This window comes from Corynebacterium sp. HMSC064H12, from assembly GCF_001809925.1.
GTDB lineage: Bacteria > Actinomycetota > Actinomycetes > Mycobacteriales > Mycobacteriaceae > Corynebacterium > Corynebacterium jeikeium_D.
In genome coordinates this window covers 46928-61328 of record NZ_KV799360.1, presented here as the reverse complement: position 1 = coordinate 61328, position 14401 = coordinate 46928, and the positions used below count along the sequence as shown (strand labels likewise).

Below are 14401 nucleotides of genomic sequence, written 5' to 3'. Positions count from 1 at the left end.
GTGAACTGGGTAGTGACGGCTTTCGAGAGTGAGAGCTTGCCGGTGCCGATTGCGGTGGTAGGGCCGACGGCGTCGGGAAAGTCGGATTTGGGGCTGGTGCTTGCGGAGCAGCTTGGCGGTGAGGTCGTCAATGTTGATTCGATGCAGCTCTATCGAGGAATGGATATCGGAACAGCGAAGCTGTCGGTGGACCAGCGGCGGGGGATTCCGCACCACCAACTCGATGTGCTGAACGTGACGCAGCCGGCGAGTGTGGCGACGTATCAGCGTGAGGCGGTCGCGGATGTTGAGGCCATTCGCGCGCGGGGGAAAGTCCCCATCCTTGTCGGCGGGTCGATGATGTACGTACAGGCGTTGGTGGACGACTGGCAGTTCCCACCTACGGACCCTGAAGTACGTACGAAGTGGGAGACAGTGCAGGACGAGATCGGTCCGGCGGCGTTGCATGATCGGCTGGCAGAGATTGATCCGGATGCGGCGGCAATTATTGAGACCAATGACCCGCGGCGCACCGTCCGCGCCCTGGAGGTCATCGAGCTCACGGGCAAACCTTTTGCAGCGTCGAAGCCGTCGATTGATAAGCCACCGCGGTGGAACACTCGCATATTGGGGTTGCGCACGCAGGCGGAATGGCTAAATCCGCGGATTGAACAGCGTACGCGGGGCATGTTTGCCGCTGGCCTGGTGGAAGAAACTGAGAGTTTGATTGCGCAAGGGTTGCGCGAAGGTGTGACCGCTAGTCGCGCGATCGGCTATGCGCAGGTGCTGGACTACTTCGATGGGGTTTACGACCTGGATACGGCTTGTGAACGCACGATTACTGGTACGCGCAGGTATGTGCGACGTCAGCGCTCCTGGTTCAACCGTGATCATCGGATCATGTGGCTAGACGCTGCCGGTGACGTGCCGGGACAGGCGTTTTCCGCACTTGGTCTGTAAGAGATTCGGACCTCCCGCTAGCATCAAGGGCATGGTTTCATTTGCCAAAGGCCACGGTACGCAAAACGATTTCTTGATTTTTCCAGATGATTTGGTGTCGATTGATTTGACCGAATCACTGGTCGCAGCAGTGTGCGATCGACAGCGAGGTCTTGGCGCTGACGGCGTCCTGCGGGTTGCCCGTGCGGGGAAACTCGTCGATGCCGGTGTTTTGGCGGCATTGCCGGAGGGCGTTAAAGCCGACGATTGGTTTATGGACTACCGCAATAGTGACGGTTCTATTGCCGAGATGTGCGGGAATGGTGTCCGCGTCTTTGCACACTATATTGCCGCGATTCACAGCCCGGACAGTGTCGTCGACGGAACCTTGCGGGTGGGCACTCGAGCAGGGCTGCGCGCTGTTTCGATTGATGAGCTCAGCCGCAGGCACGCGGTCGTTGGGGTGGATATGGGCCAGCAAGAAGTCCTCGGCCTCGCTACTGCGTTCATCGGTTCGGGCAACAATGCCCAGAAATTCGCCGGGATTGGTGTCGACGTGGGAAATCCGCATTTGGCCTGCGTCATGCCTGGCCTAAATGCCGCCGCTCTGGCGGAGCTGGAATTGGAAGCGGCGGGTAGTGTCGCGAAGCCAGTGCGTGCCGACGAAGCCATGTTCCCGAACGGCCTCAATGTGGAAATTGTCACCCCGCTGGATGCCTCTGATTCGGTGTCCATGCGAGTAATTGAACGTGGAGTTGGTGAGACCCGCTCGTGTGGCACCGGTACGGTTGCGGCAGCTATAGCCGCGCTGGCCGATGCCGGCCGGACTGAGGGGGTTGTGACAGTCAAGGTGCCTGGCGGTGTGGTGACTGTGGATGTCCACAAGGCCAGCAATGCGGATGGGGACTTCTCGGCGACCTTGACCGGGCCGAGCGTGATTCACACGCTCGGCGATATTGAGCTGGAAGCCCTGTGACTGGTAGCTAGTGCAGCAGGAGCCCTAGCGGGGTAGTGGAAGCGGTGGGGAGTTAGCGGACTAGTGTCCGCCGCAGCCACCGTCGCCACAACCACAGCCGCCATCGCCACAGCCGCCTCCGCAACCTTGAGGCGGAATGATCTCACCGGTCAGTGAGAAAGTGCCGGAGACGACCATACCTGGCTGGGGAGCTTCGTCGCCGCCGGGGACAAGTACGTCCATGGGGGTCGGAAGAGCAAGGTTGAGCACCCAGAACTTCTTGCCGGTCAGCTCATTGACATGCTTGCGGGAGTTATTGATAACACCAGCCAGTTTGACGGTTGCGCTAGGCGATGCCTTGCCGACCTGATCTCCGACAATTGCCTTAGCACCTTCGAAGTCCAATGTTGTCGGGGTTGCCCCAGTGCGCTTTTCGTACTCCTCAGCGGATGCGTCGAGGGTGAAATCAGTTGCCAGAGCTGATAGCGCGACATGCTCAAAAGTCTGAGTTCCGGCATCAACAATCATTGGCCCCTGTGACAGCAGGCAGGTAGCGACCTCGATGACCTTGTCAAAGTTATCCGAGGAGGGATCATCCTCGACGATTTCCACGAGCGCCAAGACATCGTCCACGCTGGATACATGGGCAGTGACGGTCGGGCTGCCCGCGAAGCCGGCGTAGGTAGAAAATGGTTCAACACCCAGGATGTGCAGACGCGCACCAGAGGAATCTTCGAAACGGACCAGCTGGCCACCGCGGACCTCGCCGATGACCGACAGATTGTCACTGGCAATCGCGGCTTCCATCGCGTCTCGCCAGCTGGGGTAGTCCATGCCAATGCTTCGCAAGTCAGTAGTCATACTTTTCGATGATACTTCCCATATCTTCATCTGCGAACTAACGAATCGCACGTGAGCACATTGTGCTCTGGGGTACCTAGAACCATTCCTCCACGCCGCGGCAACTATTCGGATGGGACTAACAATTCTGCCACGCTAAATAGGCAAATATTAAGTGTGGCATAAATAACTTTCCTTAGGTGTGCCCGGTTTATTCCATTTAGGCATGCCTAAGAGTAAGCTCATCTCCGTAAACACGATTTGCTTAGCTTAATTCTTATCTATATAAGCGAGGTTTCTCATGCTCGGATTGCGGTCTCGAAAACAGTCGGATGACATTCAGTCGCTTGCCGACGTCCCGGTGGGGGTAACCGTCACTCTGGGAGCGTCGCATGTGGATGAGCGCCTGTGCCGCAGGCTTTCGCAACTGGGGCTTCGCCCTGGAATGAGTGTCACTGTGGGACGGAGCACCAGCGGCGGTGGGCGAATCGTCCATGCTGGCGCAACGCGCTACGCCATCGATGCCAGCACGCTGCACAAGATGTCCGTCGTGGGTTAGGTCCCCTACATCTCTTTTCTCACCTCCCTCCTGAAAGTAAACAATGACAACACCTACGGATTCCTCAACGCGAAAATTCGCATCCACGCCCAGCTGCCATGCATGCAGTGGCGGAGCACCAGCAAAGGATGGTGCACCTGTTGTCGCAGTAGTCGGCGCACCGAACTCCGGTAAGTCAACACTGTTCAATAGTTTGACTGGTGCGAAAGCGCAGATGGGCAATTGGCCTGGTACGACCGTAGAGGTCAGCCGCGGCGCGTGGAAGACCGATGCCGCTGAGTACGATGTCATCGATTTCCCGGGTGCCTACTCGCTGGATGCCATGAGTCCGGACGAAGAGCTCACTCGCGAGATGCTCATCGAGAAACCGGAAGAAGAACGCCCGGATCTCGTCGTTGTCGTTGTCGACGCCACGGCACTGGGCCGTGGTCTCTACATGGCCGCGGAATTGGCGGAACAGCCCCAGCGCATCGTTCTGGCTCTGACCAAACTAGATGTTGCCAAGGCCAAGGGCATCGATGTGAATCCGGACGCATTGCAGTCAGCTATGGGGATGCCGGTGGTGGCGCTGGATCCCCGTCGTAAAGCGGGAATGGCGCGGTTGGCCGACGCGGTAGCAGCGGCTCTGGACGGATGTAGTTCGGTGTCGTCACCGATTCGCCAGGTCGATGGTGAATCGATTGAACGCCTGGACGACGCACGCTTTGCCGCGATTGATGCGGCGGTTGCGGCATCTACGGGCGGGGTGGAAGATCGCCAGACTTTCTCCGACCGCATTGATAACGTGGTTCTTCACCCGGTGCTCGGACCGATTGTGTTCCTGGCAGTTATGTGGGCAGTCTTCCAAATCACGACGACGGTAGCAGCACCGTTGCAGGACGGTTTGGAAACCCTTATTACCGGTAATTTCGCAGATTTGGTTACTCGTGGATTAGAAGCGGTGGGATGGGACCATCCGATTGTCACCGGGCTGCTTGTAAACGGCATCATCGGTGGTGTCGGCATGGTGCTGACCTTCGTTCCGCTGATGGCACTCATGTTCCTGTGCCTCGCAGTACTCGAGGATTCAGGGTATATGGCGCGTGCAGCCGTGGTGGCTGACCGTGTCATGCGTGCAATTGGTCTTCCGGGTAAGGCATTTATTCCGCTGATTGTTGGCTTTGGTTGTAACGTGCCAGCGATTTCGGCAACACGTGTGCTGAGTAATCCGCGCCACCGCATTTTGACGGCACTACTGGTTCCGTTTACCTCCTGCTCGGCGCGTCTAACCGTGTATGTCATGTTGGGTGCGGTGTTCTTCCCGGAACACGCGGGCACAGTCGTCTTCGCTATGTACGTGATCTCGATTCTGCTGATCGTTCTGACCGGCCTTGCACTGCGTAAGACCTTGTGGCGCACCATGCCGTCGGAACCGCTGGTCATTGACCTGCCAACCTACCAGCTTCCGACCGCACGGCTGGCACTATCTGTGATGTGGATGCGTCTGAAGGGCTTCCTGCAGACCGCTAGTGGAATCATCGTCAGCACCGTCATCGTCGTATGGCTTCTGATGTCTATCCCGGTTGTCTCCGGGCACTCCTTTGCCGATGAAGACCTGGCACCGCAGGACTCCGCATACGGTGCAGTCAGCGAAACTATTGCTCCTGTGTTTAACCCGGCAGGTTTCGGTACATGGTCTCTGACAGGTCCGTTGGTGACGGGCTTTGTGGCCAAGGAAGCCGTCATTTCTACCTGGGCACAGACCTATGCAGTGGAGGACGTCACCGACTCCGATTCGAGCGAACAGGCCTCCAGCCCGCTCGCGGAGAATATTCGACGTGACTTTGACAATGCATCCGATGGACATGGATTGGCAGCAGTCTGGGCCTACATGATCTTCCTGCTGGCTTACACACCGTGCGTGGCTACGCTCGCGGCACAACGTCGAGAGATCGGCTTGAAGTGGACGGGCTTCGGTTTGCTAGCGCAGCTGGTCGTTGCATGGGCACTGGCCGTGATTGTTTTCCAAGGGTTGAAGCTGTTCCTGTAAAGCCTCGTTGATTCCTAGTAGCTTCGGCAAAGCTACTAAGTCACACTTGCGAACTAGAAATCAGATCCAACAAGAATCGCGATACGGAAAGGAGCTATCGCCGTGGGACTCTTTAGAGCCAGGAAGAATACGACGGTTACTCGTCGGCCTTCAGAAGCCGTTCAGGATGCAATTGCGCAGGGCATTAGCTCCCGACGCAAGATTTGCGAAATCACCGGATTGCAGCGAGCAACGGTAGACCTCATCCTTGACCGCATGGAACACACCGGCCAACTGCGCCGGGAATCCCTCGGTGGCATGTGCCCAGGCGGAGGTTGTTCCAACTGCGGAATGTCCGACAGCGGTACGTGTACTGGTGGTAGTTCTAAGAGTGGTCCGGTCGCACTGGTTCTGACACGCAGGCCACCTTCTGCAGCCTAAGTCTTGAGCTTCGGCTCGGTATTCTCCGCACACAATGCGGAGAATTTGGCTTGTCATGTGACAATAGCAGCTAGTATGACGAATTTTTCCAACAACTTTGATGAGGTCAGCGACGAAACGTCGCAGCAAGCTCGCACCTCGCACGAGATGGACGATTTTTTCATCGACGCTAATGATCCTGGCGAGAACGCCGATAGTGCCTCCGGGGATGCGTTCGCAACGAACGTCGGCACGCAAAGGGAACCTACCGTCGGTGATTTGGATTTGGAGGCGCGTTCCTCACTGCGCCGGCTGACCAGGTCAGTAGCACATACTGAATCCGAAGAGGTGATGGTCGAGTACCGTCAGCTCCGACTGGAGCGCGTGGTGCTGCTCGGTGTCTGGACATCCGGGACCCTTCAGGAAGCCGAAGTGGCGATGGAGGAGCTCGCCGCACTGGCAGAGACTGCAGGTTCGGAAGTTTTAGAGATGGTGCTGCAGCGTCGTGATAAGCCGGACCCTGGTACTTACGTGGGATCCGGCAAGCTCAACGAGCTTCGCGATATTGTCGCCTCTACCGGCGCAGATACAGTTATTTGCGACGGTGAACTGTCTCCCGGTCAATTGGTGGCGCTGGAGGATCGCCTTGACGCCAAGGTTATTGACCGCACCATGCTGATTCTGGATATCTTTGCTCAGCACGCGAAGTCCAAGGAGGGCAAGGCGCAGGTCTCGCTGGCACAAATGCAGTACCTGTACACGCGTCTGCGCGGCTGGGGCGGCAACCTATCGCGTCAGGCTGGTGGTCGCGCGGGCTCCAACGGCGGCGTGGGTCTGCGTGGTCCGGGTGAAACTAAGATCGAAACCGATCGTCAGCGCCTACGCCAAGATATGGCGCGAATCCGCAAGGAATTAGCTGGCATGAAGACTGCGCGTGAGATTAAACGCGCACGTCGTAAGGCTGGACACCTGCCGCGCGTGGCAATTGTCGGCTACACCAACGCGGGTAAATCTTCGTTGCTCAACGCACTGACAGGCGCTGGTGTGCTGGTGGAAGACGCGCTGTTTGCGACGCTGGATCCGACGACTCGTCGCACCAAGCTTCGCGACGGTCGCACGGTGATTATGACCGATACGGTCGGATTTGTTCGCCACTTGCCGACGCAGCTCATTGAAGCTTTTCGCTCGACCTTGGAAGAGGTGCTCGAAGCCGACGTCATCATGCACGTCGTAGACTCCTCTGACCCATTCCCGCTGGAGCAGATTAAGGCTGTCAACAAAGTCATCAACGAAATCGCGGAGGAAGAAAAGGCCGAGATTCCGCCCGAGCTGTTGGTAGTCAACAAGGTGGACAAGGCCGATGGCATCACTCTGGCGCAACTGCGCCACCAGCTCGATGATGCGGTCTTTGTCTCTGCGCGAACGGGTGAGGGGATCGGTGAACTGGAGACCCGACTCGAGCTTGCACTCAATGAGCTGGAGTCTCACGTCCACATGTTGATCCCCTATGACAAGGGCAATATTGTCTCCATGCTCCACGAAGATGCGACCGTGCTGTCGGAGACATGGACAGAGCAAGGCACCCAGATGGATGTGCGTTTGCCCACTAGCCTCGCGGATGAACTGTCGGCATACCGCATCGAACCTGCAGCGGATCCTCACTTCACGGCGGATGCGAATGAGGATAGTAGCAACGACGCCTAGTCGGAAAAGGGAGAGCGGAGTTGGAATAGGGAGAGCGACAAAGAGCTCCGGCAGTCCTGGGTTTAATGCGGTATCCGTGGCGTGATCTGCGGTGGGCATCCACTAGCATTACAACCATGAATTCTACTTCTGACGCGGAGACCCAACAGGGAACCTCCGCAAATCCGCCTGCTGAAAACGCCGAACGTGGCCGTCTTTTCGGTTGGGATATTCACGGTGACGGTCGAAAGATTGCACCGGGAGCCGTGGTGGCTCCCAACGAACGCCTCGATTGGCCTCGTACAATTGGCATTGGCGCACAGCACGTCATTGCCATGTTTGGTGCAACTCTTCTGGTGCCGCTGTTGACTGGTTTCCCAGTCAATACCACACTGCTGTTCTCGGGTATCGGCACGATTGTCTTCCTGCTAATCACCCGAAACCGCTTGCCCTCTTACCTGGGCTCGTCGTTTGCCTTCATCGCACCACTGACCGCGACACAGGCGCAGGGTATTGGTGTTCAGCTCGGTGTCGTGCTCTGCGCCGGCATCGCGCTCATGCTCGTTGGCTGCGTTGTAAAGTTCGCCGGCAAGCGTGTCCTCGATGCAGTGATGCCACCTGCAGTAACCGGTGCCATCGTCGCTCTCATCGGACTTAACCTGGCGCCTGCCGCCACGGAGAACTTCGCCACTCAGCCGTTGGTCGCATTTGTCACGATGGCATCCATTGTCTTCGCAACCGTCGCTGGCCGCGGTATGGTCAGCCGTCTGGGTGTCCTTATCGGCGTACTAATCGGCTGGGTCTTCGCCGCTGCCACTGGAAATCTCTCGCCCGAGGCTACAGAAACTGTCGGCAATGCCGCCTGGATTGGTCTGCCCGCATTCCACGCGCCGGAGTTCCACTTCAATGCGATGCTGATTGGTCTGCCCGTCATCGTAGTACTCATCGCAGAGAATGTCGGTCACGTCAAGGCTGTTGCTGCCATGACCGGCCGAAACCTCGATGACATCGCTGGCGATGCTCTTATTGCAGACGGTCTAGCCACCACCATCGCCGGTTCAGCTGGTGGTTCTGGTACCACTACCTACGCTGAAAATATCGGTGTTATGGCCGCTACCCGTGTCTATTCGACCGCAGCTTACTGGGTGGCAGCTTTCACCGCCATTGCACTGGCTTTCATTCCAAAGTTCGGCGCACTCATCTTGACCATTCCTACCGGCGTGCTCGGTGGGGCAACGATGGTGCTCTACGGCCTGATCGGTTTGCTCGGTGTGCGCATCTGGATGGACGAAAAGGTCGACTTCAACAACCCGGTTAATCTCACCGCTGCCGCCACCGCGCTGATCGCGGGTATCGGTAACCTCACCCTCGACATTGGTTCGCTGACGCTGGAGGGTATTGCTTGGGGGTCGGTCGGCATTATTATCGGCTATCCAATTTTGAACTGGCTCTACAATCGCATCGGCGAGAACCGCTCGTAGGCCACCCGTCCAGGGCAGAATCTCGCACGAATGCTTAACGACGGACCCCGTGACCGTTGCCACGATGTTTCGTCGTTAAGCTCTTTTGCTTTTTAATCGCTCAGGTCTTGGGCGATGAGTTCGGCGATTTTCTCTACCGCAACCGCGTTACTACTGGTCACAGTGACTTCATCGCCGAATTCGGCACCGAGTGCCATGAGCATCAACGAGGATGAAGCATCGGCCGGTTCGTTGTCGGGCTCGTCTGAGTCAAGGAGCTCGACCAGAATTTCTTCCTGAAAACGGGAGGCACGCTCAGCGATGACCGTTGCAGGGCGGGCATGAATACCCACCTTGGAGCCGACGTGGACATGTTGAGTAACCATGCGAGCGGCATCCTGCCTTTCTGCTTCTCGATTTCCTCGATGCCATTTCTGAGCTTAATAGGTTGCCCGGATGGGTTGGGGAATGTTTGCTGAAAATCGTAGAAATGCTCGTTGGGATAAACCAGCCGGTGCGGTAAAAACTACGCTTCCGCTGAAACGTCTGCTTCTAGGTTTTGATTATCGGTGCTGACTTGCCGCGGCCACAGGCTTTTAGCTGCCACAACGAGAATTGCTGCCACTATGCTGCCCAAGACGATTGCAGTAAGCCATGCGACAGGGTTGTCGATTGCAAACAGCACAAAAATACCTCCGTGCGGAACACGTGTGGCCGCACCCAAAGCCATTGAGGTGCCACCGGTGACGGCACCGCCAATCACAATCGACGGAATCACACGTAGCGGATCTGCGGCGGCGAAGGGAATTACTCCCTCTGAAATGAAGGCCGCACCGAGCACCCAGCCCGCTTTGCCGTTTTGACGCTCCGCCGAACTGAACAGCTTTGGTCGGAGCACAACTGCCAGAGATGTAGCCAATGGAGGTACCATGCCCGCCGCCATCACAGCGGCCATGACCTTCCATGATGCGGGATCTGCTGAGGCGATGTTTGCGACGGCAAAAAGATAAGCAGCCTTGTTGATCATTCCGCCCATATCCACGCACATCATTGCGCCGAGAAGACCACCGAACAGGAACGCCGCCGTCGTATCCAGTGATTGCAGCCACTGCTGCAGAGCCGTCATCAGCCACGCCAGCGGCATCCCGAGCAGCAGGTACATGGTGAGCCCAACGGACATAGCGCCGAGCATAGGAATCACGACAACCGGCATCAGCGGTCGCAGCCAGTCCGGGACTTTCATCCTCAACAGTAGGGCTACAACTAGTCCCGCCAGGATGCCTGTCACCAGGCCCCCAAGGAAGCCGGCGCCAACCGTGACCGCGATGGCACCGCCAATAAAGCCTGGTGCAATGCCGGCTCTGCCAGCCATGCCAAAGGCGATATAAGCACTCATTACAGCCACAATGACCTGCATGCCGTGGTTGCCAATGGCAAAAAGCGCCGAGCCGAGATACAGCCACAGCCCACTACGATCAATTAGCACGGTGCCGAGATCTTCTGTCGGCACAGCAATCGGGGCATCGAGTCCGATAATCTCCGGCAGCCGCAAATCCCTAGTCACGGCGTCAGCTACTACACCAACCTGATGACCGCCGACGAGGAATCCCAGCGCAATCAACAACCCCGATGCGGCCACGAACGGCACCATATAGCTGACACCGGTCATAATGGCATCACGAACCCAGTGTCCGAAGGCTTTGTCACCGCCTAACGATGATTTATGTGCCCCCACCTTCGTAGTTGCTTGTACCCTCTCAGATGAAGGGTCTGCGCCTGTAGTACCGGTTTGCGAACCGGCCTCCTTGTCGTGGTCATCCTTAGGTTGCGGCGCCTTTCGGTCGTAGGCGCGAACCCGTGATTGTTCTGCTTTTGCCTTCGCTTGTTTAATAACCGCAGTAGGTTCATTGACTGCCTTACGAATTGGCACTTTGACCTGTGGTTTATCGCTGAAGCGCTTAAGCCCCGTAACCCCAATATCGGCTGCGATTACTAGCACGTCGGCCCGGACAATTGCCTCTGCGGGGGCTTCCTGGGTTCCTGCCGAGCCCTGCGTCTCTACAGTTAGTGTGACATCAGACATGCTTTCTGCCGCGCCAGTAAGCGCTTCGGCTGCCAAATAAGTGTGTGCGATGCCCGTGGGGCAGGCCGTGATGGCGACGATATTGGTCTTCGCCGGAGGTTTTTTCGCTTTCCGACGAGGCGCTTTGGTGACGTGCTCGCTAATGATCCGGGCAGTCTCTTCATCGCTTTCAGCACCGCGAAGAGCTGCGCGAAACCCCTTATCGCGAAGTGCTTTTGCGAGTGCGGCCAGAATATCGACGTGGACATCGCTGTTACTAGATGGGACACCAATGAAAAAGAGCAGGTCCGCCGGCCCATCTGGTGTGGTGAATTCTGTAGCGCTGGTTAAGCGGGCAAACATCAGGGTCGGCTTCGACCAGTCCTCATGGCGGCAGTGGGGGATGGCTATCCCTCCCGACAGACCTGTCGGGGCCTTCTCTTCGCGTTCGAGGGCTGCTGCGACGATGCCGTTGCTGTCGGTGGCGCGGCCGGTCTCTACAGCTTTAGCGATGAGATAGTTAAGGATCTTCTCCTTTTGCGGACCGATATCTAGGTCAAGGAACACTGTCGACTCATCGGCTAGGTCTGATGCAATAGCGGAAAAATCTGCCGAAGAAGACATGGTTTTCTAATGCTCCTTATCTAGGCATCGAAAAGCTAAGTGTCGAGCTGCCATAACCGGCCGGCCTCGGGGTGAACCTGTTCTGGATAGGGGATGGTCGTACCGGGAAGACTGGTTGCCGCCGCCCCATAAGCTACGGCGGTGGTTAGTGCATCTTGGTAGCTATCACCGCGTTCGCGGGACATAACGTAGCCGGCCAAAGCACAGTCTCCAGCACCGACCGTCGACTGAGCGACTATCGAGGGGGAGGTAGCAGCGAAACAACCGCCTGACTTCACTGAAAGCACCGCCCCTGCTTCGCCGAGAGTGGCCAGGACTTCGGAAACGCCAAGCTCGTTCAGCGCACGAGCAGCCTGCGCTACGGGAAGATAGTTCCCTTCGGCTGCAGCGGCCTCAAGTTCTTCGCCGTCCTGATCAATGATTTGACCAAGTTCGTAGGCGTTCGGCTTCATCAAAAAAGGTCGCACCTTTGGAAATGCGCGAACGACCTCAGTCAGTGGGCCGTCGCTCGTATCCATAGCAACACGAATATTCGGGTTGACCGAATACACCGCCTCGGTGCATTGAACGTAAAAATCCCTGGGGACACCAGGGGGCAATGAACCTGCGAAAACTACCCACGTGGCGTGTTTAGCATGGTGGATAAGTTTCTCCAGGACACGCCTACGGTGCGCTTTCGTCAATGTCATGCCAGGGGAATTGAGCTTGGTGGTCGTCCCATCTGGCTCTGCGAGTGTGAGATTAACGCGGGCTTCGTTAGTCGTGTTGATGGCTTCATGGGGTATGCCAGAGACTTCCAACAGGCGCGTGAATTTTCCGGAGTCCGATGCCGGGTAGAGCGCGAGCGTCTTTTCTCCGGCGTAGTGCAACGCCTTGGACACATTAATTCCCTTGCCACCAGCCATGTCCTCAGCCATTGGTAGGCGGAACACGCCACCTCGCTTGAGCTCCGTATCGAGTCGAGCAAGTCGATCGATTGACGGATTTACAGTCAAGGTCAGGATCATGAAGCAACCACAACCTCGACACCTTGCTCCCTGAGATCGTTGACGAACTGTTCCGGGGCAGAGGAATCTGTAATCACGACGTCGATATCTTCCAATGCTGCAAAGCTGACGAGAAAGTCGCGGCCAAGTTTCGTCGAGTCCGCCATAACGATGACCTTGCGCGCATTCGTAATCATCGCGCGCTTTACCGCCGCTTCCTGCGGATCAGCAGTAGAAAGACCGTGGTCAATTGTCAAGGCATTAGAACCAATGAAAGCGACATCGGCACGCATAACCGCGAGAGTGCGGAGTGCCGTATCGCCAGCAACCGCCTGAGTAATGACGCGAACTTGGCCGCCAAGGAGTTGAAGCTCAATGCGGTTCGATCCTGCGAGTGTGATGGCGTTGGGAAGAGAGTTTGTGACAACCGACCAACGGCGGTTATCAGGGGAGTGGACCATCAGCTCTGCAAGAGCCTCGGTGGTAGTTCCAGCATCGAGAAAAATTCCACCACCAGAGTCAGGCAGAAAATCCGCAGCACAGCGGGCAATAGAGAGCTTCGCGTCCTTTTGCGCGTTCTTTCGAGCGGCAACTGAAAACTCAACAGTCTGAAAAGAACGAGTAGCCACAGCGCCACCGTGTACGCGGTGAACTGCGCCCTCTGCATCCAACTGAGCTAGGTCACGGCGAATCGTCTCTGCTGTGACATCGAAAGCTTCCGCAAGATCAGCGACCGTCACGCGCCCTTCGACTGCTGTCAAAGACGCAATCTTCCGGCGGCGTTCCTCTGCGTACATTCCCCGCTCCTTAGCTGTTAAGAAATTTCAGCTTTACTATCTGTTCCCAGTATGCCCGTTTATGTCTGTTTCGGGCAACGAAAATGTGGGAAATTAGAGGCTGCGTAGGACGCTGACAATCTTGCCGAGGATTTTGGCGTGCTCCGCGGGGAGTGGGTCAAAGGCGCGATTATGGGGCATGAGCCACTTGCCAGCAGCGTCTTCGTGCCATTCCTTGACTGTTGCTTCATCTTCAAACAGGGCTGCAACGAAATCTCCCTGTTCGACCACGTCTTGGGAACGGACTACCACCCAGTCTCCGTCGAGAATGCCCGCGTCAACCATGGAATCACCCACGACCTTGAGTAGGTATAGCTGACCAGAGCCCGTAATCTCCATCGGAAGTGCCATGTGACTTTCCACATGCTGCTCCGCCAAAATAGGGTTGCCAGCCGCAATCTGTCCAACGATAGGAACGAAGATTGGCTCTGGCATGTCCTCTGGCATCTCGGGAGTTTGGGTGGTGCCAGTAGCCTTTGGCCCAGGCTTTACCGGAGTGAAAGTGCCAGCGGAGGACTTCGAATCCCTTACGTTTACCGCGCGGGGTTTGTGTGGGTCGCGGCGGAGAAAGCCCTTCTTCTCCAACTCCTTGAGTTGGTATGCCACCGACGAGGTGGAATTCAAGCCCACAGCATCCCCAATTTCTCGAATGCTCGGTGGGTATCCGCGAAGTACGACGGCATCCGAAATGACGTCAAGAATCCGACGCTGCCGATCGGTGAGTGTTTTAGGGTTCGCTTTCTTCTTTTGAGCCATGGAACATCCCTTCTCAAACTCTTTCGAATGAATCATAACTCAAAACTGTTCGAATCGTCGAGCATCGAACACTGTGCGCCCTTGAATTCTTTAGAAAACGTGTACATTATCCGTGCTCGGAGGCGGTGATGATGTCGAAAATCGAAAATAAATCCGGATAGCAGTAGACAATATTCGAACATGGTGTTATAAATCGAACATGACAAGTTACTCGAACAGTCGTTTGATGAAAGGGTCTAGACGGATTCTCCGCATCCGCCCTTGGACATAGTCTCCACAGCGTCGGGAAACGGT

At 56.7% G+C, this 14401-nt stretch carries 13 protein-coding genes; 7 read left to right on the top strand and 6 right to left on the bottom strand.

The window, feature by feature from the left end; genetic code table 11:
- Positions 1-12: 12 nt before the first annotated feature.
- Together miaA and dapF are read left to right on the top strand one after the other, a co-directional pair.
- A complete protein-coding gene (gene miaA, locus HMPREF2681_RS09630; RefSeq protein WP_016422617.1) occupies positions 13-939 on the top strand; it encodes a tRNA (adenosine(37)-N6)-dimethylallyltransferase MiaA in 927 nt (308 codons plus the stop codon).
- 31 nt (positions 940-970) lie between these two features.
- Positions 971-1894, top strand: a complete 924-nt coding sequence (gene dapF, locus HMPREF2681_RS09625; protein ID WP_070546955.1) for a diaminopimelate epimerase — start codon at positions 971-973, stop codon at positions 1892-1894.
- A gap of 60 nt (positions 1895-1954) precedes the next feature.
- Here the strand turns inward: dapF and HMPREF2681_RS09620 are convergent, their stop codons facing one another.
- Complete coding sequence (locus HMPREF2681_RS09620; RefSeq protein ID WP_016422619.1) at positions 1955-2734, bottom strand: hypothetical protein; 780 nt, start codon at positions 2732-2734, stop codon at positions 1955-1957.
- Between the two features lie 280 nt (positions 2735-3014).
- On the opposite strand from HMPREF2681_RS09620, the gene HMPREF2681_RS10990 reads away from it, so the two are divergent.
- The 5 genes from HMPREF2681_RS10990 (at position 3015) to HMPREF2681_RS09605 (ending at position 8864) form a co-directional block, all read left to right on the top strand.
- On the top strand, positions 3015-3272 hold the full coding sequence (locus HMPREF2681_RS10990) for a FeoA family protein (protein ID WP_016422620.1): 258 nt from the start codon (positions 3015-3017) through the stop codon (positions 3270-3272).
- A gap of 43 nt (positions 3273-3315) precedes the next feature.
- Positions 3316-5301: a ferrous iron transport protein B gene (gene feoB / locus HMPREF2681_RS09615; protein ID WP_069358734.1), complete on the top strand. Its 1986-nt coding sequence runs from the start codon at positions 3316-3318 to the stop codon at positions 5299-5301.
- Positions 5302-5403: 102 nt separating this feature from the next.
- Complete coding sequence (locus tag HMPREF2681_RS11070) at positions 5404-5721, top strand: FeoC-like transcriptional regulator (protein WP_016422622.1); 318 nt, start codon at positions 5404-5406, stop codon at positions 5719-5721.
- A 75-nt stretch (positions 5722-5796) separates the two neighbouring features.
- Positions 5797-7404: a GTPase HflX gene (hflX, locus tag HMPREF2681_RS09610; RefSeq protein ID WP_070546952.1), complete on the top strand. Its 1608-nt coding sequence runs from the start codon at positions 5797-5799 to the stop codon at positions 7402-7404.
- 116 nt (positions 7405-7520) lie between these two features.
- Entirely contained in the window at positions 7521-8864 is a 1344-nt protein-coding gene (locus HMPREF2681_RS09605) for a uracil-xanthine permease family protein (RefSeq protein ID WP_224433128.1), read from the top strand.
- Positions 8865-8956: 92 nt separating this feature from the next.
- On the opposite strand, the gene HMPREF2681_RS09600 is transcribed toward HMPREF2681_RS09605, so the two are convergent.
- From HMPREF2681_RS09600 to lexA, 5 genes are all read right to left on the bottom strand, one after another.
- Positions 8957-9229, bottom strand: coding sequence for an HPr family phosphocarrier protein (locus tag HMPREF2681_RS09600; protein ID WP_016422625.1), 273 nt, complete (start codon positions 9227-9229; stop codon positions 8957-8959).
- Between the two features lie 140 nt (positions 9230-9369).
- Positions 9370-11529 (bottom strand): PTS fructose transporter subunit IIABC, encoded by a 2160-nt coding sequence (locus HMPREF2681_RS09595; protein ID WP_049189641.1) that lies wholly within the window; start codon positions 11527-11529, stop codon positions 9370-9372.
- Between the two features lie 35 nt (positions 11530-11564).
- The gene (locus HMPREF2681_RS09590) at positions 11565-12536 is read right to left on the bottom strand and encodes a 1-phosphofructokinase family hexose kinase (protein WP_016422627.1); all 972 of its coding nucleotides are present in this window, start codon (positions 12534-12536) and stop codon (positions 11565-11567) included.
- Positions 12533-13312, bottom strand: a complete 780-nt coding sequence (locus HMPREF2681_RS09585; protein WP_016422628.1) for a DeoR/GlpR family DNA-binding transcription regulator — start codon at positions 13310-13312, stop codon at positions 12533-12535. The genes HMPREF2681_RS09590 and HMPREF2681_RS09585 overlap by 4 nt, the downstream gene beginning before the upstream one ends.
- Positions 13313-13405: 93 nt before the next feature.
- On the bottom strand, positions 13406-14107 hold the full coding sequence (gene lexA, locus HMPREF2681_RS09580) for a transcriptional repressor LexA (RefSeq protein ID WP_016422629.1): 702 nt from the start codon (positions 14105-14107) through the stop codon (positions 13406-13408).
- Between the last annotated feature and the right edge of the window lie 294 nt (positions 14108-14401).